20 protein-coding genes and 1 pseudogene are annotated in these 20,286 nt (G+C 64.6%); 8 read left to right on the top strand and 13 right to left on the bottom strand.

The annotated features are described in order from the left end of the window. Positions 1-40: 40 nt before the first annotated feature. On the bottom strand, positions 41-958 hold the full coding sequence (locus tag AU252_RS07370) for an oxygenase MpaB family protein (RefSeq protein WP_058930158.1): 918 nt from the start codon (positions 956-958) through the stop codon (positions 41-43). 492 nt (positions 959-1,450) lie between these two features. Here AU252_RS07370 and AU252_RS24480 point away from each other — a divergent pair. Continuing rightward, positions 1,451-1,756, top strand: a pseudogene (locus AU252_RS24480) (M23 family metallopeptidase); the annotation flags it as partial. Positions 1,757-1,881: 125 nt separating this feature from the next. On the opposite strand, the gene AU252_RS24475 reads toward AU252_RS24480, so the two are convergent. Beyond that, complete coding sequence (locus AU252_RS24475; RefSeq protein ID WP_240484433.1) at positions 1,882-2,478, bottom strand: hypothetical protein; 597 nt, start codon at positions 2,476-2,478, stop codon at positions 1,882-1,884. Positions 2,479-2,590: 112 nt separating this feature from the next. Here AU252_RS24475 and AU252_RS07360 point away from each other — a divergent pair, with 112 nt between their 5' ends. Together AU252_RS07360 and AU252_RS07355 are read left to right on the top strand one after the other, a co-directional pair. After that, complete coding sequence (locus tag AU252_RS07360; RefSeq protein ID WP_058930156.1) at positions 2,591-3,118, top strand: glutathione peroxidase; 528 nt, start codon at positions 2,591-2,593, stop codon at positions 3,116-3,118. Between the two features lie 122 nt (positions 3,119-3,240). Then, a complete protein-coding gene (locus AU252_RS07355; protein ID WP_056348544.1) occupies positions 3,241-4,173 on the top strand; it encodes a phosphodiesterase in 933 nt (310 codons plus the stop codon). Positions 4,174-4,237: 64 nt separating this feature from the next. Here the strand turns inward: AU252_RS07355 and AU252_RS07350 are convergent, their stop codons facing one another. Both AU252_RS07350 and AU252_RS07345 read right to left on the bottom strand, forming a co-directional pair. Next, entirely contained in the window at positions 4,238-5,653 is a 1,416-nt protein-coding gene (locus AU252_RS07350) for a stealth family protein (RefSeq protein WP_058932810.1), read from the bottom strand. A gap of 282 nt (positions 5,654-5,935) precedes the next feature. Beyond that, positions 5,936-6,865, bottom strand: a complete 930-nt coding sequence (locus AU252_RS07345) for a hypothetical protein (protein WP_058930155.1) — start codon at positions 6,863-6,865, stop codon at positions 5,936-5,938. A 149-nt stretch (positions 6,866-7,014) separates the two neighbouring features. Here AU252_RS07345 and AU252_RS07340 point away from each other — a divergent pair, with 149 nt between their 5' ends. Both AU252_RS07340 and AU252_RS07335 read left to right on the top strand, forming a co-directional pair. Beyond that, entirely contained in the window at positions 7,015-7,314 is a 300-nt protein-coding gene (locus tag AU252_RS07340; RefSeq protein ID WP_058930154.1) for a type II toxin-antitoxin system VapB family antitoxin, read from the top strand. After that, positions 7,307-7,978: a LytR C-terminal domain-containing protein gene (locus tag AU252_RS07335; RefSeq protein WP_058930153.1), complete on the top strand. Its 672-nt coding sequence runs from the start codon at positions 7,307-7,309 to the stop codon at positions 7,976-7,978. Before AU252_RS07340 ends, AU252_RS07335 begins: the two co-directional genes overlap by 8 nt. Positions 7,979-8,011: 33 nt before the next feature. On the opposite strand, the gene AU252_RS07330 is transcribed toward AU252_RS07335, so the two are convergent. The 7 genes from AU252_RS07330 to AU252_RS07300 all read right to left on the bottom strand — a co-directional run bounded on the left by AU252_RS07330 (position 8,012) and on the right by AU252_RS07300 (position 14,216). Further along, entirely contained in the window at positions 8,012-8,641 is a 630-nt protein-coding gene (locus AU252_RS07330; RefSeq protein ID WP_058930152.1) for a TetR/AcrR family transcriptional regulator, read from the bottom strand. 106 nt (positions 8,642-8,747) lie between these two features. Then, positions 8,748-9,446 (bottom strand): DsbA family oxidoreductase, encoded by a 699-nt coding sequence (locus AU252_RS07325; protein WP_058930151.1) that lies wholly within the window; start codon positions 9,444-9,446, stop codon positions 8,748-8,750. Between the two features lie 155 nt (positions 9,447-9,601). Next, positions 9,602-10,132 carry a GNAT family N-acetyltransferase gene (locus tag AU252_RS07320; protein ID WP_058930150.1) on the bottom strand — a complete coding sequence of 177 codons (531 nt, stop codon included), beginning with the start codon at positions 10,130-10,132 and terminating at the stop codon, positions 9,602-9,604. Between the two features lie 23 nt (positions 10,133-10,155). Next, positions 10,156-11,157: a sugar phosphate isomerase/epimerase family protein gene (locus AU252_RS07315; RefSeq protein ID WP_058930149.1), complete on the bottom strand. Its 1,002-nt coding sequence runs from the start codon at positions 11,155-11,157 to the stop codon at positions 10,156-10,158. A 1-nt stretch (position 11,158) separates the two neighbouring features. After that, positions 11,159-12,334 (bottom strand): Gfo/Idh/MocA family protein, encoded by a 1,176-nt coding sequence (locus AU252_RS07310; RefSeq protein ID WP_058932809.1) that lies wholly within the window; start codon positions 12,332-12,334, stop codon positions 11,159-11,161. A gap of 11 nt (positions 12,335-12,345) precedes the next feature. Next, positions 12,346-13,467 carry a Gfo/Idh/MocA family protein gene (locus AU252_RS07305; protein ID WP_058930148.1) on the bottom strand — a complete coding sequence of 374 codons (1,122 nt, stop codon included), beginning with the start codon at positions 13,465-13,467 and terminating at the stop codon, positions 12,346-12,348. Then, a complete protein-coding gene (locus tag AU252_RS07300) occupies positions 13,464-14,216 on the bottom strand; it encodes a sugar phosphate isomerase/epimerase family protein (protein ID WP_058930147.1) in 753 nt (250 codons plus the stop codon). The genes AU252_RS07305 and AU252_RS07300 overlap by 4 nt, the downstream gene beginning before the upstream one ends. Positions 14,217-14,362: 146 nt before the next feature. On the opposite strand from AU252_RS07300, the gene idi reads away from it, so the two are divergent. Further along, positions 14,363-14,977 carry an isopentenyl-diphosphate Delta-isomerase gene (idi, locus tag AU252_RS07295; RefSeq protein WP_083510561.1) on the top strand — a complete coding sequence of 205 codons (615 nt, stop codon included), beginning with the start codon at positions 14,363-14,365 and terminating at the stop codon, positions 14,975-14,977. Between the two features lie 238 nt (positions 14,978-15,215). On the opposite strand, the gene AU252_RS07290 is transcribed toward idi, so the two are convergent. Together AU252_RS07290 and AU252_RS07285 are read right to left on the bottom strand one after the other, a co-directional pair. Further along, on the bottom strand, positions 15,216-16,388 hold the full coding sequence (locus AU252_RS07290; protein WP_205630653.1) for a Gfo/Idh/MocA family protein: 1,173 nt from the start codon (positions 16,386-16,388) through the stop codon (positions 15,216-15,218). 86 nt (positions 16,389-16,474) lie between these two features. Next, entirely contained in the window at positions 16,475-17,518 is a 1,044-nt protein-coding gene (locus AU252_RS07285) for a substrate-binding domain-containing protein (RefSeq protein WP_058930146.1), read from the bottom strand. 153 nt (positions 17,519-17,671) lie between these two features. On the opposite strand from AU252_RS07285, the gene AU252_RS07280 reads away from it, so the two are divergent. Both AU252_RS07280 and AU252_RS07275 read left to right on the top strand, forming a co-directional pair. After that, positions 17,672-19,192, top strand: a complete 1,521-nt coding sequence (locus AU252_RS07280; RefSeq protein ID WP_058930145.1) for a sugar ABC transporter ATP-binding protein — start codon at positions 17,672-17,674, stop codon at positions 19,190-19,192. Continuing rightward, the gene (locus tag AU252_RS07275; RefSeq protein ID WP_058930144.1) at positions 19,189-20,262 is read left to right on the top strand and encodes an ABC transporter permease; all 1,074 of its coding nucleotides are present in this window, start codon (positions 19,189-19,191) and stop codon (positions 20,260-20,262) included. Before AU252_RS07280 ends, AU252_RS07275 begins: the two co-directional genes overlap by 4 nt. The last annotated feature ends 24 nt before the right edge of the window (positions 20,263-20,286 follow it).

The following is a 20,286-nucleotide window of genomic DNA, read 5'->3' as shown; positions in this document are numbered from 1 at the left end:
CCCATGGCTGGAGCCCAGCTGCCCACCCCAACTGCCCAGGTCACGTGCCCGCGTAGCCCAAGCGGTGGAGGCGCTCCCGAGCCGCTTGTTCGCTGGGTCCAGGCCCACGTCCAAGGGCAAGATGTACGACGCCGAGAGTCACCTTCGTTGCCAGCCTCACGGGGAGCGGGAACGGCCCCAGCCGAGGGATCTGGAGCCCCAGCATGCGGCGGTACTTCGGCTCAAGGCTATAGACGGCGCCGGCGAAGATGATCCGGTAGCCGGGGCGCAGCAGCGGATGCAGTGGCGGGTTGCGGATGAACTCAACGGTCTCGGCAACCCTGCCGTCCGCCACCAGCTCACCGTTGTTATACCAGCGGTCCAGTTGCTCCCGCATTTCGGCCTCGCTCAGGGGCGGATCCTCTACGCCCATCAGCCGTCCGGCCTGGGCCCACTCGCGGACATAGGCGTCGGGGCCGCCAGGGATCCCGGCACCCCAGATTTTGTGGGCCGAGAGGAAGGCGTCCACGAACGCGATGTGGACCCAGCGGGCGAGTTCCGGATTGTTGGCCGAGTAGCTCCGCTCGCCGCCTTGCCCGTCACCGTACGTACCCTGTACAGGCTCGTGCAGCCGACGGACTCGGGCGGAAGCCTCGTCGGCGGCGGCCTGTGGGCCATAGGTGACGGTGAAGATCCAGCGGATGGTCCGGGCCAGCCGGCTGAGCGGATCTGCGCGGAAGTCGGAGTGCTCGTGGATTCCCGCCAGCGCCCCGGGGTGCAAGGCCTGCATCAGGAGCGCGCGGACCCCAGCCACAATGGTGGTCATGGAGCCGTGCACCGCCCAGACGGCCGAGCCGGGAAGGTGATAGCCGGCGTCGTCCCCTTCGGCCAGCCGCGGAACCCAAGCGGGTTGACCGTCAGTGCTACCGGTGAATACCCGTTTGATTTCGCCCTGCCATTCCCTGAGGAAATTTCGCATGGCACTATTCTCGCCCAGAAGCCGCGGGCACGGTTCTGAGGGCTGATCCACATAATGTCCGCAGCGGTACCGGCGCGGGGGTTCACAGGCCCGGGTCTTTGTGGTCCCATGAGATGGTAAGTCCGTCTGGATCCGGGGTCTGGCGGGCCAACCCGGGAGTAACGAGTGGGCAATCATTGGGGATCCGGCCGGGAGAAGGAGCCCGCGGGCGGCTGTGCCATAGCTGTGCGCGTGCTCGCCGCCAGCGCCGTTGTTGCCGCGTCACTCTTCGCCGTCGGCCTCCCTGGATCGTCCCCCATTGAACCCCGCCCGGCAGCTTCGCCGGCGGGTGCCGGACATGTTGGCCTGCCTGGGCTGGCCGGTGCTTTCCTGACGGACAGCCGGGCCTTGGTTCCGTTTAACCGCACAGTGGTCAGGACGATCGCCAAGGGCGGGAGCGCTCCGCTCAACGTTGCCGCCACCGGGCTCACCCGCCCCCCGGAGGGGTCCCTCATGGCGCCCCTTGAGCTCCTCACTTCAAGCTCTCCATTCGGGTACAGGGTCAGCCCGATCACCGGTGCGGGCGGCGATTTCCACCTCGGCCAGGACTTCGCTGCAGGCTGCGGCACCAGGGTTTATTCGGCCGACGCAGGCGTGGTCCGGGCCGCCGGGTGGCACCCCTGGGGCGGCGGCAACCGCGTGGAACTAGACCACGGCAACGGGCTGATCACCACGTACAACCACTTGGAGGCTGTGGCGGTCCGGACGGGGGACTCTGTGCAGGTGGGCCAGGTCATTGCCCGTGTGGGCACCACGGGATGGTCCACCGGATGCCATCTGCATTTCGAAACCATCCTTAACGGCAAGCACACCAGCCCGCTGAACTGGACACTTCTGCGTATTCGTCAGTTGGACGAGCTCGAGGACATAGCCATGGTCAGCTATCAGGCCAAACCCGTGGACGTCGGCGCGCAACGCTGGGCCATCCCGGTCGCCGAGGACAACAGCCACACGGTTCTGGGCGGCGAAGAGGAACTGTCCGAACCGCCGCCGGTGGAGGGATCAGCGTCGGAACCGCCGGACGAGGCACCCACGGACAAGCCGTCGTCGGACGCTACCTCGCCTGAATCCGCATCGCCGGACCCGACTGCTACAGAAACGGCGACAGAATCTGCGACAGGGACGGCGACGGAAACAGCCACTTCGACGGCATCGCCCTCCCCAACGCCTTCCACGCCCCGGGCAACGCGGACGCCGACGGGAACCTCAAGCGCCACGCCGACGACGACGTCACCCACCCCCACGGGCACCTCACCTGCCCCCACGGACACTTCGCCTGCGCCGACGACGAGCGCGTCGCCGTCTCCGACGCCCACTGTCTCCAGGTCGTGGCCGTTCAGGCCTACCTCGCGCCTGACGCCGACGCCGGCGCCAACGGTGGAGCCAACAGCAACAACGAGTAGCGGGTCCTCAGCCGAAACAGCGTCGCCTTCGCCTTCGTCTTCTACGACAGCTACAACCACCGCCACGCCTACCGACACCGCAACATGGTCCGAGTCGGCGGGACCTTGACAGCGAACTCCCAGACTGCGCCCGTACCCTTGATGGTTGGCAACGAATCACCTGCATGACCAACCTTTCAAGGACGGCGCTGTGACAGACCTGTACACCATTCCCCTCACTCTCAACGACGGCACCGAAACCGACTTTGGCCGGTTCAAGGGCAACGTGGTGGTGGTGGTGAACGTGGCGTCAAAGTGCGGTTTCACTCCGCAGTACGCGGGCCTGGAGACGCTATACGAGAAGTTCCGCGACCGCGGCTTCGATGTGCTCGGAGTTCCGTGCAACCAGTTCGCCGGCCAGGAGCCAGGCAACGACAGTGAGATCGCCGAGTTCTGCGAGCGGAATTTCGGTGTCACTTTCCCGCTGACGGCCAAGGCCAACGTGCGTGGCAAGGACCAGCATCCGCTCTATGCCGAGCTGACCAGGTTCAAAACCAGTGTGCTGCCAGGCCTGGTGAAATGGAACTTCGAGAAGTTCCTGGTCAACCGCGAGGGCGAGGTGGTGGCACGCTTCGCGCCCACCGTCGAACCGGACTCCGCCGAGGTCATCGACGCAATTGAAATGGCACTGGCAGAATTTGACGGACCGGCGGCCACAATCGAACTTTCCAAGGCTTAATTCTTTAGTTTTTTCCAACTTGGCCGCAACAATTTACCCACAGTTTGCCAATTGTCTGATTGGATAATAGTTACTGAAGGGTAGAAGGGAAACGCCGTTTCCCACCAACCACAGAGGCAGCAATGAAGCACATCGAGGCCGAACACCCCCGGCCACGCCACTTCCTTCTCCACCTGAGCGACCCCCACCTGTTGGGGGGTCCGGATCCCCTTTACGGCGCAGTTGACAGCGAAGCCAAGCTCATTCAGCTTTTCGACGAGGTCAGGGCTTCCGGCGCCCGGCCCGAGGCCGTGATCTTCACGGGTGACCTCGCCGACCAAGGCGACCCTCAAGCCTACGCAAAGCTCCGGGCAATTGTTGATCCCGCCTGCGAAGACATGGGCGCCCAAGTCATCTGGGCCATGGGCAACCACGACAACCGCGCCAACTTCCGGACCGGGCTGCTGGACGAGCCTGCCAGTGACGCACCGGTGGACCGCAGCTACTTCATCAACGGCCTGCGCATCATCACCATGGACACGTCGGTCCCGGGTTACCACCACGGCGAGCTAAGCCCGGCCCAGCTGGGGTGGCTTACCCGCCAACTGGATACCCCGGCCCCCGACGGCACCATCCTGGCGCTCCACCATCCGCCGGTCCCGTCGGTCCTGGACCTTGCCGTGCTCGTGGAACTGCGGGACCAGGCGAGCCTGGCCTCCGTGGTCCGCAACTCCGACGTCCGGACCATTCTGGCTGGGCATCTGCACTACTCGACCACCGCCACCTTTGCGGGGATTCCTGTCTCCGTCGCCTCGGCCACGTGCTACACCCAGGACCTCAACGTCGCCGTCGGCGGTACCCGCGGCCGGGACGGCGGGCAGGCCTTCAACCTGGTGCATGTCTACGAGCACACCATTGTCCACTCCGTGGTTCCGCTGGGGAACGCGGCCACCGTAGGGGAGCATGTCACCTCGGAAATGACTGCCGAGCGACTGGCCGCCGCGGGCGTCAGCATCCCTGACAACGCCAAAACAGGAGGCGTCAGGAAGGTAGCCCTTCCGAACTACGCTATCTAGCCGCGCAAAGCCCGGAGGGTCGGAAGCCCTGACGTGGGCGTGACCAGCGTCAGGGCTGCGAGCGTCAGAGCTCCCAGGGCGCCTTGATGGGGTAGTACTTCTCCAGGAAGTCGGTCACGATCTCGGCGCGCTCGTCCGCGGGGACTTCGGGGAAACTGCCGTCGTTGAGGCAGAAGAAGTCCATGTTCCGCTTGGCCAGCAGCTTGGGCAGGGAGTTCAGCCCGGCGCGGGCGGTGGTGTCCACGTAACGCACCTTGGCTGCGGTCTGCGTGACCGCACGGCCTGTCAGCAGCGCGTAGTAGTGGTAGAAGGAATTGGTGACCGAGATGTTGTCCGCGGCGCGGAACCTGCTCGCCGCCGTCTTCTGGAACTCCTCCGGGAACTCACGCTCCATCCTGGCCACAACGCTGCGTCGCAGCGGGGCGGCGGTGTGCTCCAGGTGCCGCGTGGTGATCCGACCGAACCGGTTCCAGAGCAGCTTGCGGTTCACACGGGCGGCGTTCTCGAAGCCACTGCGCTCGGCATCGTTGTCGCCCAGCCCGATCCGGGTCTCGGCCTCGATGAACTTCGTGACGCCACCCGGTGTGAAGAACATGTCCGGGCCCACCGAGCGGCCGAAGAACATGTCGTCATTCGAGTAGAGGAAGTGCTCGGAGAGGCCCTCGATGTGGTGGAGCTGGCATTCCACTGCCTGCGAGTTGTGCGTGGGCAGCACTGCGGGATCGGCGAAAAACTCATCGCTGCGGACAATGGTCACCGACGGGTGCTCCGCGAGCCACTTCGGGGCGGGGGAGTCTGTGGCGATAAAGATGCGGCGGATCCAGGGCGCGAACATGTAGACGGAGCGCAGGGCGTATTTGAGTTCGTCGATCTGCCGGAAGCGGGCTTCGTGGTCGTCGCCTTCGCCGAGAACCACACCCTGCTGCTGGGCACGGCGGGCCGCGATGTATTCGGGAGAGCTGCCGTCAACCCACGAAAACACCAGGTCGATGTCGAAGCTGATGTCGCTGGCATGGTCGGCGAACATGTTCTCGATGGTGGGCCAGGTGTGGCCGTACCGTTCAACCGTCCCGCGGACAGCGTCCTGGGACTGCATGGTGCGGCGGGTCAGGGAGTTTTCGATCGGGAGGATCAGCTGGTCGCCCTCAAAGCTCCAGAGCTCAATCTGGACGCCAGCGGAGGAACCGAACTCGAAACCGCCGTCGGGTTCAACCCGCGGTCGGTAGAGGCGGAAGATGCGGGCCTGACGGTTGGGGGAGAGATCTCCGTCGGCAACCAGCACGGAGGACTTCTTTTTCGCGTCCACGGTCATGGAGTACACAGGCTCGTTGCGGCAGGCCTCCACCAAGGCCGCCCGCAGCTTCTTGCGGTCGTTCCAGTCCAGGGCGATGACCGGACGGTCGTTGTTGCCGCGCACCAAAAGGTAGTCCAGCCCGGCCTCCGCGAGCACATTGCGCAGGAACAGCAGATCCTCAACCATGGCCTGGTACGGCGTTCGGTTGTGGTTGATCAGGGCATACCGGCCCTTGTGCCGGACGACGTCCGGCCGGTGTTTGAGTCGAGCTTCGGCAGCCGGAGACGTCACCTCCGTGTGGGTGCGCGGTTCTACGGACGCCTGGCCGCCGTAGTAGATCTCGTCCTGGACAGGTGCTTCTGTAATGGTTGTCTCCGTCGCGTGTAAATGGTAAGCGTTCTTATCTGAATAATAGCGCGACGCCCAAAATGGCAGGCCTCAAACAGGTGACTGCCGGCCGGGACGGGCTCAGCCGACCATGGCCTCCCGCCAGCTGCGCAGGTAAGCTCCGCCGGCGTCGTCGTGAATGACATCTTCCCCAAGCCCCAGATCGGTGGCGGTCAACACGTCATAGGGCTTGACCGGAACGCCGTCCGCCGGACGGACATCAACGTGTTTTACGGGGTGGTCATTGTGGTGGAGCCAGTCCGCCATGGCGTAGTCCGTGCGGGAATCACCTACCGTCCGCCACGCCAGCGGCGTGATGCCCTGTGCCGCCAGCAACTCCACGGCGCGGCTGGCGCCGAGGTCTTTGCCGAGCCGCACTGACTCAATATCGGTGGAAATAATGGTGGGATCGACGCGGTAGTCCACCTCGTCGTCGGAATTCGGTGCGTGGTGCTCCAGGCGAACCACGCCCATGCCGTGGCGGGTCATGAGGTCCATGGCGTCGGAGTCGAAAAGCTTCTGTTCGGCCAGGTAGTCGGCCGAGGGCACCTCGATGTGCTGCTCAACGGACACCATGGCACGTTTCGTCTCGTCAAAAAACATGTGCCTGGAGTAGTCCTCGGCCACGAGCCGGCGCACGTCATCGCCGTAGGCCTTGGGCACGGCCAGTTCGTGATCAACGTGGATGGGGCCGGGCCCGGCGGCGGTGTAGCTGAACCACACGGCGCCCTTCTCGCAAATGGCGTGGATGACTGTCCCGGCGGGAATGCCGGCGGCGATCATCGGCTCCATGACCTGCTCCCGGATGAAGGCATCGGAGCGGCCGGTATTGAAAACGACCGGAATTCCGGCAGTCGCCAGCGCCACCAGATCGGCAATGATGCCGGGTTTCACGTCACGGGTCACGGGGCTGGCCACGGGTCCGTCAACGTCGAGCAGGAGGGCGAGGGGCGGCGTGGACGGCAGGCGGACGCCGGGCGTGGTGCTGGCAGGGAATTCGGGTGCAGTCATGGCTCCATTGTGTCAGCCACGGGCCTCTGATCCTGCGCCGGCGGCGCGATGTCCACGGCATGTGACAGATGGTCACTGTTTGGCTACAACCTTAGGATGCTGCGGGCCGGACACTTCTCTTGGGCCCCCAAGCTGCCTAGGGTGGCATAGTGATCTTCAAAGCTGTGGGCGAGGGACGCCCGTATCCCGACCATGGTTTCAACACGCCCAAACAGTGGGCGTCGCTGCCGCCGCGCCCTGTCCGCCTGGACGAACTGGTGACCACCAAACGGACGCTCGACCTTGAAGCGCTCCTGGCCGAAGACTCCACCTTTTTCGGAGACCTCTTCCCCCACGTGGTGCAGTACCAGGGAACCCTGTACCTGGAGGACGGGCTGCACCGCGCCGTCCGGACAGCGCTGCACCAGCGGACCGCCATCCACGCCCGCGTGCTGGTCATAGATGGCTAGGAAACCCAAGGACGCCAGCGTCCTGCATGGCCACCGCGTTGTCACCGGCCCCGAACTGCGGGCGACGTTTGAGGCTGCCGGCGACCCCGACAACCCGGTGCGGGTGCGCCGCCGCGTGGTGCATGGAGTGGTCCTGGTATTGCTGCTGGGCCTCATTGCCGGCGCCATCATCGTTGCGTTGGCCATCATGAGCGGACAACTGAAGCTTCCGACGACGGCGGGCAGCGATGAGCCCCGGACCACCTGTCCCGGGGCCACCTTTGACTACACCCCCAACGACAAAATCAACCTCAACGTCTACAACTCCACCAGCCGCCCCGGTCTGGCCCGCTCCGTGGCGGATGAGTTGCTGGTCCGGAAGTTTGTGGTGGGTGCGGTGGCCAACACGGAGGCCGGCTACCGCGGCGTGGCCGCGGTAGTTTCCGGGGCTGCCGGGCAGTCTGCGGCCTTCAGCGTCCAACGGAACCTGCCCGGCTCCGACTACTTCCAGGACGGCCGGACGGACGCCAGCGTTGATGTGATTCTTTCCAACGATTACAAAGAGCTGGCCGCCGCGGACCGTGTGGACCAGACGCCAGGGACGCTCAGCTGCCCGCGTGAAAGCCGGCGGATCGCTGACGATGCCAAGTGGCCGGTGATTCCGACGGCCGGCGCCACACCCTAGGCCCGGCACCCCAGGCCCTAGGCACCCACGCCCCTAGCTGACGCGCAGGGCTGCGCCGTCGTCGTCGAACCTTGCTCCGGCGCCGAGCTGGATGAACCGCACGGTCCGGGCGATCCGGGCCTCAAGTTCGGCGGGCTCGTTGCTGCCGCGTGCGGCGCTGGAGGAGAGCGTGCCATGGATGAGCTGCGCCTGCTGGCCAATGTCCGCGTGCGGTAGGTATCCCTGTGCCATGCCGTCCCGGAGTATGCCCTGCAGCAGGACGCTGAGTTCACCCACGTGGTCGGCCAGTTTCGCAAAGGACGACGGCGACAGCACCGCCGCCATCGCCGGTCCGGGCGGGAGGTGGCGTCGGCTGAGGTCCTCCACCTGCGTGCGCACGTACAGGGCCAGCCGTTCGACGGGGTTATCGAGCGCGCTCAGTGAGTCCCGGAGTTCGGCGAGGAAGCGCTCGGTCTCATCCAGGGCGTAGGAGATCAGCAGTTCTTCGATGTCGGCGTAGTAGTTGTACACCGCGGTCCGCCCCACCCCGGCATGCCGGGCGACGTCAGTCATGGTCAGTCCAGGCAGGCCGTGGGTGAACAGGAGCTCCCCGAACGCTGTCAGGACCCGGCGTTGCGTCTCGGCGCGTTGCGCGGCGTTGTTGGCCGCCGAAATCCTGGGCATGCAGACACTTTACCGCGATGTGTCAGTAAAGTTGTTCCCCGCCACGGCGCGAACGGTCACTTGAGGGCCCCGCAGAGCCCCGGCGGCGTCAGACCGCGCAGTCGGGTCAGACTGGACAGCCGTCGGGGCCGCAGGCCTCGCCGTCGGCCGTGTTGACCAGAACCAGGGGGTTGGTCTCCTGCCAGGCCTGGTTGAGCGCCGCCGTGAACGTTTCGGCAGGCTGGGCACCGGAGAGCCCGAACTTCCGGTCGATCACGAAGAACGGGACGCCGCTGATGCCCAGGGCGCGGGCTTCCTCGAAATCGAAGCGGACGTCGTCGGCGTATTTGTCCGTGGTGAAGAGCTCGGCGACTTCTTCAGCGTTGAGGCCCAAGTCGTGGCCCAGCGCTGTGAGGTACTCGGCGCTGCCAATGTCCTTGCCGTGCTCGAAATGGTCGCTCAGCAGGCGTTCCTTCGCGGCATCCTGCTGTCCGTGCTGGGCCGCGAGATGGATCAGGCGGTGGGCGGTGAAGCTGTTGGCCACCACCACCTGGTCGAACCGGTAGTCCAGGCCCTCGCCCTTGGCCTGCTCGGTGACGTGGTCAAACATCTGCGAGACCTGTGCCGGGGCCATACCCTTGCGCGTGCTCAGATACTCCAGCTCGGTGCCGTCATAGTGCTCGGGAAGGGTGGGGTCCAGCTGGTAGCTGCGCCACTTCACCTCCACAGCGTCGCGGTGTGGGAACTCGGCCAGGGCAGCCTCGAACCGGCGCTTGCCGATGTAGCACCACGGACACGCGACGTCTGACCAGATCTCAATCTTCATGCTTGCCACAACCCCGACTGCCCCGGGGCCATTCCGCGGCGGGGTGTCAGATTGGTCACCATTTAGCGCGAACGGTCACTTGAGGCCCTAAGCCGCGGGGCCCAAGTGTCCCTTCGCGCTGGGTGTGGGCGGTGGGTGTGTCGCGTTGGGTGGGGTCAGACGGCGCGTTCGAGGACGAAGTCGTGCTCCACAGTGGTTCCCAGCCGGAAGGATTTGCTGCCCACCTTGCGGAAACCGGACTTTTCGTAGAACCGGAGGGCCCGCGCGTTCTGGCTGTTGACACCAAGCCACAACCCGGCCGCGCCCGCTTCTGCGGCAGCCTGGAGGCTGGCGTGCATCAGTTCGCCGGCCGCGCCCAGGCCGTGGTGTTCGGGGTGGACGTAGCATTTGCTGAGCTCCATGGAGGGCAGGACTTTCAGCGCCGACGCGACATCCGGATCCTCTGCTGGCCGGTTCACGAGCAGGCTGTAGCCGCGGAGGGCCCCGTCCGCGTCAATGACCAGGATGGTGACATCAAGATCCGCCAGGTACTCCCGGAAGTGCCGTTCGCTGAGCGTGTTGGCCACGTGCGCGGCAATGTCCTCCGGTGACGACGACGGCGGGCACGCCAGCGGGAAGGTGACGGCCGCCAGTTCGGCGAGCGGGCCGGCGTCGTCCGTTGTTGCCTTTCGAATCGTGTGGGTCATGCAGGGATTCTACGTGCGCTTCCTTAGGGCTTCGTGCTGAAAGCGGCGTCGAAGCTGGTCTGGGAGGCGGGGAAGTCGAACTTCTTCAGCGCTGCCAGGGCTTCGGGCGCGCCGTGGAGCCGGTCCATGCCGGCGTCTTCCCATTCGACCGAGATGGGCCCGGTGTAGCCGATCGCTGTAAGGGCGCGGAAGGACGATTCCCAGGGGACGTCGCCGCGGCCGGCGGAGACGAAGTCCCAGCCCCGCCGCGGGTCACCCCACGGCAGGTGCGAACCCATCACAGTGTTCCGGCCGGTGGGGCGGAGCTTCGTGTCCTTGCAGTCCACGTGGTAGATCCGGTCCTTGAAGTCCCAGATGAACGAGACGGGATCGATGCCCTGCCACATAAAGTGCGAGGGGTCCCAGTTCAGGCCGAACGCTTTCCGGTGGCCGATCGCTTCGAGGGTGCGGACGGTGGTCCAGTAGTCGTAGGCGATCTCGGAGGGGTGGACCTCGTGGGCGAACCGGACACCGCATTCGTCGAAGACGTCCAGGATGGGGTTCCAGCGGTCCGCGAAGTCCTGGTAGCCGGCCTCGATCACGGCGGCGGGGACGGGCGGGAACATGGCCACGTACTGCCAGATGGAGGAGCCGGTGAATCCGACGACGGTGTCCACGCCGAGGGCTTTGGCCAGGCGGGCGGTGTGCTTCATTTCCTCTGCGGCGCGTTGGCGGACGCCTTCGGGATCCCCGTCGCCCCAGACCTTCGCGCCCACGATCGCTTCGTGGCGGAAGTCGATGGGGTCATCGCACACGGCCTGGCCCTTCAGGTGGTTGGAGATGGCCCAGACCTTCAGGTTGTACTTCTCCAGCACGGCGAGTTTGGACTCGACGTACCCGGGTTCGTCCCAGCGCCAGGCGTCCAGATGGTCGCCGGAGACGGCGATTTCCAGGCCGTCGTAGCCCCAGCCGGAGGCCAGGCGTGCGACTTCCTCGAACGGGAGGTCGGCCCACTGGCCGGTGAACAGGGTATAGGGGCGGGGCATGTCAGGCTCCTTCAGAAGCGGTGGTGCGGGCCAGCGGGATGGTGGAGCTTTTCGCTGCGGCGGACTCTTCGATGGCGTTCAGGATCCGCTGCACCTCGAGGCCGTCCTCGAACGACGGCGACGGCGGGGTTCCGGTGCCGATGGCGGTGAGGAGGTCGCGGATTTCGTGGGTAAAGGTGTGTTCCCAGCCGATGATGTGCCCTTGCGGCCACCAGGCTTTAAGATACGGGTGCCCGGGCTCGCCGACCAGGATCCGGCGGAACCCCTGCTCGCGGGCGGGTGCGGTGGCATCGAGGAAGTGAAGTTCGTTGAGGTTTTCCAAGTCGAACCGGATGGCGCCCTTATCCCCATAGATCTCCAGCTTCAGCGAGTTCTTCTGGCCGGTAGCGACCCGCGAAACGTCAACTGAGGCGACTGCTCCGGAGGCGAGGGACAGCGTGGCCCAGGCGGCGTCGTCGACCGTTACGTCCTCCAAGCCGTCCACGCCGGGGCGGCGCTCCACGAAGGTGTGCAGGCGGCCGGAAACCTCGGTGACCCGGTCCCCGAGCAGGAACAGGACCTGGTCGATGGCGTGGGAGGCGATATCCCCGAGTGCCCCGGAACCGGCGGTTTCCTTGTTCAGCCGCCAGCTCATGGGCGCCGTTTCGTCCGCCAGCCAGTCCTGCAAATAGGCGGCCCGGACCTGCCGGACAGTGCCCACCCGGCCCTCGGCGATGAGCTCCTTCGCCAGGGCCAACGCCGGCACGCGCCGGTAATTGAAGCCGATCATCGACTGCACGCCCTTGGCCCGGGCTGCCTGCGCGGCCGCCGTCATGGCCTCGGCCTCGGCAAGCGTATTGGCGAGCGGCTTCTCCACCAGGACATGTTTGCCTGCCGCGAGCGCGGCGATCGCGATCTCGGCGTGCATCCAGCCCGGGGCGCAGATGTCCACGATGTCGATGTCGTCGCGGTCCAGGACGGCCCGCCAGTCCGTCGCGGTCTCGGCCCAGCCGTATTTCGCGGCGGCTTCCTTCACCCCGGCGGGGTCCCGGCCCACCAGGACCGTCTGTTCAAAGGCCGGGACATCGAAGAAGCTGGCCACATTGCGCCAGGCGTTGGAATGGGCCTTGCCCATAAACGCGTAGCCGATCATGGCGACGCCGAGCGGACGCTTCGTGGTTGATGCAGGTGAGGTCATCATCGTCGTTCCTAGAGCGTTGCGGTTTCCGGGGCCCAGTCCTCCGGCAGGGCCGGCGAGACTGGCGCGGAGCTTTCAACGTCAACGAACGTACCGGTTTCCATGGATTCGGTGATGGAGACCATGGTGTCCAGGACGTGGTACGCCAGGTTGCCGGTGGCGCGGTGGGGAACCCCTGCACGCAGCGAGCGTGCCATGTCCAGGACGCCCATGCCGCGGCCGCTGGCGGGGCCGGTTGCCGGGACCGTGGTCCAGTCCTCGTCCCCGGCGCGCCAGAGCCGGATGTCGCCGTCGAAATTATTGGGGTCCGGCAGGGAGAGGGTGGCCTCGGTGCCGGTGATTTCCACGAATCCCATGTGAACGCGCGGGGACTCAAAGGAGAAAACGCTGTGCGAGGATGCTCCGCTTTCGAACTGGGCCATGGCGCTCACGTGCGTGGGCACCTCGACGGTGAACTCCTCGCCGGCCTTGGGCCCGGAGCCGATGACGCGGAGGTCCCTGGACCTGGATCCGACGGCGGCGACCTTGCGGACGGAGCCGAACGTCTGGACCAACAGGGTGAGGTAATACGGGCCCATGTCGAAGAGCGGCCCGGCCCCGGTCTGGAACAGGAACGCCGGGTTGGGGTGCCAGGATTCCGGGCCGGGGGTCTGGAAGGTGGTCATGGCCGTCAGCGGGGTGCCGATGTCGCCGCGTTCGATCAGCCGGCGTGCGGTCTGCAGGCCGGCGCCGAGGAAGGTGTCGGGGGCGCAGCCGAGGCGGATGCCGGCGGCGTCGGCGGTTTTGAGCAGGCCGAGCCCGGAGGCGCGGTCCAGGGAAAAGGGCTTCTCGGTCCAGACATGCTTGCCGGCATTGACGGCGGCGGTGGCCACCTCAACGTGCGCCGCGGGGATGGTCAGGTTCACGATGATTTCGACGTCGGGATGGTTCAGCGCCGCATCCACGCCGCCCCACTCCGCGATGCCGTATTCCTTGGCCCGAGCCTCGGCGGCCTCTTCAAAGAGGTCGGCGATGACGAGGACTTTCAGGTCCGGGAAGACGGTGAGGTTGTCCAGGTATTCCTTGGAAATGTTGCCGGCGCCGATGACGGCAACTCCCACGGGGCCGCGGCGGGTCGATGCTGCGTGGCTCATGCGCGTGCTCCGGCGGTGCCCTGTGCGGCGTTGAGGTAGCCGAGGCTCTCGGCGATGCCTACGAAGATGTCTCCGGCGTAGTCATCGAATTCCACCACGCCCACCTCGAGGGACCTGGCGGCGGCGATGACGTCCAGCACGGCGACCTTGCCTTGGCCTGCGGGGAGCTGCTCCTTGGTGTCGGTGTTCAGCGGTCCGTCCTTGATGTGGATGAATTTGACCTGGTCGCCGAGCCGCTCCAGCACCGCCACGGGATCCTGGCCTCCCACGGCAACCCAGTACGTGTCCACTTCGAGGACAACTTCGGGATCGAGGAGGTCCGCGAAGTACTCCAGCGCCGTGCGTCCTTCGATGGTGGACTCCAGCTCCCACTGGTGGTTGTGGTAGCCCACGCGGATGCCGTATTCGGCGCCCTTCCTGGCGGCGGCGTTGAGGCTCGCGGCGGTTGCCTGGATGTCCTTGGCGGACTGCCAGCGGTCAGCGGCGATGAACGGATCGATCACCGTGGTGATCCCCAGTTCCTTGGCGGCCGCGAAAATTTCGTCCTGGTCCTGGCTCAGCAGCGGTGCGTGCCCGGACGGAGCCGTCAGGCCGTTCTCCCTCAGTGCAGCCCCGAGCTCTTTGGCTGTGGCGACAAAGTTGTACGGCTCAACCTTCGTGAAGCCGATCTCCGCGACCTTGCGGATGGTGCCGGGAAGGTCCGCCTGGATCTGGTCCCGGAGTGTGTAGAGCTGGATCGAGTAGTTCATTAGTTCTCCTGAGGAGCAGACGAATCCACGGTGACTGGTTGCAAAGGTGGCCTTCACTAAACCTAGAGCTACTTTTGTCGATCGTCAAGCAAAAGTTGCTAACGGGACGTAACGAAGGGGCGCTTGATCTGTGGTTTGATGCTTTCATGACGAATAAAGAGCTGGTAGTACTCCTGGACGCTGACGGCCAGCCCTGTGGGACAGCGCCGAAGCTGGAAATTCATGATCATGAAACTCCGCTGCACCTGGCCTTTTCCTGCTACGTATTCGATCGATTGGGACGAGTGCTCGTAACCAGGCGTGCTCTCAGCAAAGCCACCTGGCCCGGAGCGTGGACGAATTCCTTCTGCGGACATCCCGCTCCGGGTGAAGACATGTTGGATGCCATCCGACGGAGAGGTCAGTGGGAACTCGGAATCGAGGTTTCCAGCCTGGAGAAGTGCCTGCCCAAATTCAGGTACAGGGCTGTAGATATGAATGGCATTGTCGAAAACGAGTTATGCCCTGTTTTTACCGCTGTAACGATCGATGACGTAATACCCAGGCAATCAGAAGTGTGCGAGTACCGCTGGGTCTCCCTGCCAAGCCTGTTCACCGCAGCAGAGTCGGCACCATGGGCTTTCAGCCCGTGGCTCGTACTGCAACTTAAAGAGCTGGGCCCTGGCTGGTCGATAGGCGATTCCCCGCGTCTCGAGAACCCGCCGTCGTCCACCTCGGCGCAAAAAGGCGAGGCGGACGTTAGCGACATCCCGTCGGACTAATAGGTCGACAGAGCACAATAGAACTCGCGCAGCACGGCCGCCTGGTGTGCGTCGGCTTCCGGGAGTTGGACACACTGCTGAGGGTCCGCCGCTTCGGCCGAGCGCGACGGCGGAATCCCGCCCTCCGGCCAGCAACTCCAAATCGGCCTTGACGGCTTCCCTGACTGTATCGCGTTGCACTGGCCGGGCGGGGTGGGCATCTTGATCCTTTCTCAGGCGCTGGCCGGAACGGCCGGGACTAGACCGTTTGAGTCCAGATGCTGTCGGCTTCCGCACTGCGCTCCACACCGTGGAGGACCTTCTGCACCTGCAGGCCGTCGGCGAAGGACGGTTCCGGCTGGCGGCCCTCGGCGATGGCCTCGACGAAGTCCTTTGCCTGATGAGTGAACCCGTGCTCGTAGCCAAGGGCGTGGCCCGCAGGCCACCAGGCGGACAAATAGGGGTGCGCGGGTTCGGTGACCATGATGTTGGTGAATCCCTGGCGGGTCCCGGGCAAAGTCGCATCATAAAAGCCAAGGGAATTCATGTTCTCCAGGTCGAATGAGATGGCGCCGGTAGACCCCGCCACCTCGATGCGCAATGCGTTTTTCCGGCCGGTGGACATCCGGGTGGCTTCGAACGAACCGACTGCCCCGCCGTCGAAACGGCCGCTGAACAGGGCCAGGTCATCAACGGTGACGTTGCCGCGCTCCACTGCGACGGTGCCCGCCTGCCCTGATGCTCTGTCCAGCAATGGGCGCTCGTGAACGAAAGTGTTCAGGATTCCGGTGACGCCGGTGATCCTCTGGCCCGTGATGAACTGGGCGAGGTCGACCGCGTGTGCGCCGAGGTCTCCGAGTGCTCCGGATCCGGCGTGCTCCTTCTGCAAACGCCACGTCAGCGGGGCCTCAGCGTCAACCAGCCAGTCCTGGAGATACGCGGATCGTACCTGGCGAACCTCGCCGATCGCACCGGACTGGACCAGGTCCCTTGCGAAGGCTGCGGCGGGCACGCGGCGGTAGGTGAATCCGACCATGGCGAAAACGCCCTTGCCGGCGCGGTCCGCGGCGGCGGCCATTGCTTCTGCTTCTTCAAGGGTGTTTGCGAGCGGCTTCTCGCACAGCACGTGCTTACCCGCTTGCAGCGCCGCAATTGCGATCTCGGCATGGGAATCACCGGGAGTAACGATGTCTATCACGTCAATGTCGTCACGCTCGACGGCAGCCCGCCAGTCGGTAGCAGTCTGTTCCCAACCCCATTTCCTCGCTGACGCCTCCACGCCGCTTGCGTTGCGACCCACTAGCAGGGTCATTTCCGGCCGGGCCGGCAGGTCATGGAACCGGGGTGCAACACGCCAACCCTGCGAATGGGCAGCCCCCATGAATCCGTGTCCGATCAGGGCAACCCTCAGGGGCGGTACGTCGTTCAGCATGTTTCCTCTTGTCCGGCGGCAGTTGTATAACAGGTGGATCGAAAGGGGGCGCCCTGTCAGCGACAGGACGCCCCCAGCATTCGGTCCTACGATTCGAAGGCCGTCGGCAGGTACTGCGCAACGTTTCCGCTGTTGACAACCGGTGCGTTCAAAACGATGCGCTTCGGGACTTCAACTTCCACGAGGTCACTCATGGCCTTGTTCTGGGAGATCAGGCGCGCGAGGCGGATCCCGTCTGCGGCCTGGGTCGCGGGGTAGATGACGGTAGCTTTGAGGACGCTATCGCCGGACTGGATCTCGCGCATGGCGTTAGCCGAGCCGGCGCCGCCGACCATGAAGAAGTCCTTGCGGCCTGCGTTGTCGATCGCTGCCAGGACGCCGATGCCCTGATCGTCGTCGTGGTTCCAGAGGGCATCGATCTTGGGCGCTGCCGACAGGAGCTGTGACGTTGCAGCCTCGCCGCCCTGGACGGTGAAGTCGGCTGCAACGCGGTTGTCCACGTTGAGGCCGCAGGCCTCCAGCGAGTCCTTGAAGCCCTTGCTGCGGTCCTGTGTCAGGGGCAACGAGTCGATGCCTGCGATCTCGGCGACGACTGCGTCTTTTTTATCCTTGAGCTGCTCGCAGATGTAGGTGCCGGCGCTGACGCCCATGCCGTAGTTGTCGCCCAGGATGGTGGCGCGTGCTGCGAAGGAGCTCGAGAATTCACGGTCAACGTTGATGACGGGGATGCCGGCTTCCATTGCCTGGGTGGCAACGGGAGTCAGTGCGGCGCCGTCGGTAGGCAGGAGGACGATGGCATCGACGCGGTCGTTGATGAACTGCTCAACCTGGCTGATCTGCAGGTTCGCGTCGTTAGTTCCTTCGGCAACCCGCAGGTCGATGTCCCCGTACTTCTTCGCCTCCGCAAGAGCTGCGGAGTTGATAGCGCCGAGCCAGCCGTGGTCTGCCGCGGGGCCGGAGAAGCCGATGACTACTCTGTCACCCTGGGCCTGGTTGCCTTCAACCGATGCGTTGGTCGGCTGCGTGTTGGTCGCGCCCCCGCCTGATGTACACCCGGTGACAAGGGCGCCGACAGCAAGGAAGGCAGCGGTGGTGACGAGCAACTTCCGGCCCGTACGAACTGCAAGCATGTGTATCTCCTCAATGAGTTAAGTGCGTCTTCGCCTGGTGCAGCATGCTCTTTGATGCCCGCTACTTTGCGTGACTGCAATCACAATAACAGAAGAATGTAAGAAATCGACGACCTTGTACCGATTGCCGACATAATGTGTTAGGTTCGTCGCATGTTCGAAGAAGATCAGCCACGGCCGTTGCTCGAAGTTCGGGGACTTACCAAGCGTTTTGCTGGCGTCCAGGCGTTGAAAGGCGTCGATCTGCAGGTACTTCCGGGAGAAGTCCACTGCGTCATGGGTCAGAACGGAGCGGGCAAATCCACTCTCATCAAGACACTCTCGGGCGTTCACCAGCCTGATGGCGGAGAAATCCGCTGGGAGGGCAAGCAGATTACCCTCCCTCGTCCCACTGCGGCGCTCGATCTGGGCATCGCCACCATGTACCAGGAGCTCGACGTCGTCGATGGGCTTTCCGTAGCCGAGAACATCTTTCTCGGACACGAGCGTTCCACCGGAGGCGTTCTCCACGTAAAGAAGACCAACGCGATTGCGCGTACGCTCCTGAAGCGGCTCGGGCACGGCAGTCTTTCGCCGTCAACGGAGGTGGGTACGCTTTCCGCCGCCAACAAGCAGATCGTCAGCATGGCGAGAGCCCTGTCGCGTGATACCAAGCTGATCATCATGGATGAGCCCAGTGCCATCCTCGACTCCGGTGAGGTTTCCAACCTGTTCCGGGTGGTTCGTGAACTCACCGCCCAGGGCATTGCCGTCGTGTACATCTCGCACCGTCTCGAAGAGATCCGGCAGATCGGTGATCGCATCTCGGTGATCAAGGACGGGCGCAGCACGGCAAACGGCCTCAGCGTTACTGACACGCAAAAGTCAGAGCTGATTCGCCTGATGACGGGCAGGGACGTCGCTAATGTGTTCCCGGAGAGGAAGCCCGTCCCGGCTGATGCTCCCGTGGTGCTGGACGTGGACAACCTGGAGCTTTACGGACACTTCGAGAAGGTAAGCCTCACTGTGCGGGCCGGGGAGATTCTGGGTTTCGCCGGATTGGTGGGATCGAAACGCTCTGAGATCCTCGAGACCATTTACGGCGCACGCAAGGCTTCGTCGGGCCGGGTCTCCGTGAACGGCAAGGCCCTACGGCCGGGATCGGTCACCTCGGCCGTCAACGCCGGAATTGGTCTCTCACCGGAGGAACGCAAGAGCCAGGGGCTCATCCTGGACGAACCGCTGTTCAAGAATGTCACGCTCTCAACATTCGAGCGTTTCGCCCGCATGGGGTACTTGAACGAAGCGGCTGAGCGGAACGCAGCACGTGAGCAGATCGCCGCGCTGGAGTTGCGTCCGGCCGATCCGGACCGGCCCGCCCGGACGCTTTCCGGTGGAAATCAGCAAAAGATTCTCCTCGCCCGTTGGCTTGTGCACGGTACGTCTGTGCTGCTGCTGGACGAGCCCACACGCGGCGTCGACGTCGGTGCGCGCTCCGAGATTTACGATCTGATCCGCAAACTCGCGGAAGCCGGGACGGCCATCATCGTCGTTTCGAGCGAAATCGAGGAAGTTCTGGGCCTCGCCGACAACGTACTTGTTATCGACGACGGCAAGGTCCTCACCCAAACCAAAGCAAGCGATATAGACGAGCACGGTGTGCTCGACCTCGTTATGAAGGGAAGTGCCGCGTGAGCGAGCAGAAGACCAAGGTGGCCGAACCGCGTAACGACGCGCCGGCCGACCACAGCCACCCCCAGGCAAACCCTCTACAGAACTTTCTGAAGGGATCAGCGGGCCGCAGCCTCGGGCTGGTCATTGCTCTCGCGCTGCTCTTCGTGGTGGGCGGGGTAACCAGTGGGGACCGGTTCCTCAACTTCGAGAACCTGCTCACCATCTTCCGGTACGCCTCAATTATCGGTGTGATCAGCATTGGCGTCACTTTCGTGATCACCGCGGGCGGCATCGACCTCTCTGTCGGTTCGGTCATGGGGCTGACCACCGTGGTTGCCAGCCTGGCCAGCGTCCAACTGGCGGCCACCCAGTCGTCGTGGGTCCTCATTGTCCTCGTGGCGCTGGCGGTTGGTGTCGGTGCCGGCCTGATCAACGGCCTGGTGATCGCGTACGGCAACGTCGTCGCCTTCATTGCCACGCTGGCGATGCTGGTAGCTGCCAGGGGTCTTGCCGAGCTGATCTCCGGCCGCAGCACCCAGATTGTCAGCAACCGGGACTTCCTGAAGGTCATGCGCGCCGAAGTGCTGGGCATTCCCATTCTGATTTGGATCTTCGCCATCGTGGCTGTGGCGGGTTGGTTCCTCCTGAACCGCACCACCTTCGGCCGCCGGACCATCGCAATCGGCGGAAACCTCGAAGCATCCCGCCTGGCCGGCATCAAGGTGAAGCGCCACCTCGTCTACCTCTATGTCCTGGCCGGGCTCGCAGCGGGCATCGCGGGCATCATGATGCTCGGCCGCACCACTGCGGGAACCTCCACGCACGGGCTTCTCTACGAACTCGACGCGATTGCCGCCGTCGTTGTCGGCGGGACGCTGCTCATCGGTGGGCGCGGCACCATCATGGGCACAGTTCTCGGCGTGTTGATCTTCAGCACCCTGACCAACGTCTTCACCCAGAACAACCTGGACACCTCCGTCCAGGCGCTCGCCAAGGGCCTGATCATCGTCGTCGCAGTCCTTCTGCAGCAGCGCTTTGCGGCCCGCGGGCCGCGCAGGGGAAAAACAAAGCCCGCCGGAAGCCCGGTATAGACGGCTCCGGGCAGACCCGGGGAG

This window comes from Pseudarthrobacter sulfonivorans (assembly GCF_001484605.1).
GTDB classification, from domain to species: domain Bacteria; phylum Actinomycetota; class Actinomycetes; order Actinomycetales; family Micrococcaceae; genus Arthrobacter; species Arthrobacter sulfonivorans_A.
This window is presented reverse-complemented; position numbering and strand designations above follow the sequence as displayed.

What these genes read in the sequence shown, in the direction of transcription:
- AU252_RS07370 (WP_058930158.1), bottom strand. Translation starts at nt 958, where the DNA reads ATGCGAAATTTCCTCAGGGAATGGCAGGGCGAAATCAAACGGGTATTC.
- AU252_RS07355 (WP_056348544.1), top strand. Translation starts at nt 3,241, where the DNA reads ATGAAGCACATCGAGGCCGAACACCCCCGGCCACGCCACTTCCTTCTC.
- AU252_RS07350 (WP_058932810.1), bottom strand. Translation starts at nt 5,653, where the DNA reads ATGGTTGAGGATCTGCTGTTCCTGCGCAATGTGCTCGCGGAGGCCGGG.
- AU252_RS07345 (WP_058930155.1), bottom strand. Translation starts at nt 6,865, where the DNA reads ATGACTGCACCCGAATTCCCTGCCAGCACCACGCCCGGCGTCCGCCTG.
- AU252_RS07335 (WP_058930153.1), top strand. Translation starts at nt 7,307, where the DNA reads ATGGCTAGGAAACCCAAGGACGCCAGCGTCCTGCATGGCCACCGCGTT.
- AU252_RS07330 (WP_058930152.1), bottom strand. Translation starts at nt 8,641, where the DNA reads ATGCCCAGGATTTCGGCGGCCAACAACGCCGCGCAACGCGCCGAGACG.
- AU252_RS07325 (WP_058930151.1), bottom strand. Translation starts at nt 9,446, where the DNA reads ATGAAGATTGAGATCTGGTCAGACGTCGCGTGTCCGTGGTGCTACATC.
- AU252_RS07320 (WP_058930150.1), bottom strand. Translation starts at nt 10,132, where the DNA reads ATGACCCACACGATTCGAAAGGCAACAACGGACGACGCCGGCCCGCTC.
- AU252_RS07315 (WP_058930149.1), bottom strand. Translation starts at nt 11,157, where the DNA reads ATGCCCCGCCCCTATACCCTGTTCACCGGCCAGTGGGCCGACCTCCCG.
- AU252_RS07310 (WP_058932809.1), bottom strand. Translation starts at nt 12,334, where the DNA reads ATGACCTCACCTGCATCAACCACGAAGCGTCCGCTCGGCGTCGCCATG.
- AU252_RS07305 (WP_058930148.1), bottom strand. Translation starts at nt 13,467, where the DNA reads ATGAGCCACGCAGCATCGACCCGCCGCGGCCCCGTGGGAGTTGCCGTC.
- AU252_RS07300 (WP_058930147.1), bottom strand. Translation starts at nt 14,216, where the DNA reads ATGAACTACTCGATCCAGCTCTACACACTCCGGGACCAGATCCAGGCG.
- idi (WP_083510561.1), top strand. Translation starts at nt 14,363, where the DNA reads ATGACGAATAAAGAGCTGGTAGTACTCCTGGACGCTGACGGCCAGCCC.
- AU252_RS07290 (WP_205630653.1), bottom strand. Translation starts at nt 16,388, where the DNA reads ATGCTGAACGACGTACCGCCCCTGAGGGTTGCCCTGATCGGACACGGA.
- AU252_RS07285 (WP_058930146.1), bottom strand. Translation starts at nt 17,518, where the DNA reads ATGCTTGCAGTTCGTACGGGCCGGAAGTTGCTCGTCACCACCGCTGCC.
- AU252_RS07280 (WP_058930145.1), top strand. Translation starts at nt 17,672, where the DNA reads ATGTTCGAAGAAGATCAGCCACGGCCGTTGCTCGAAGTTCGGGGACTT.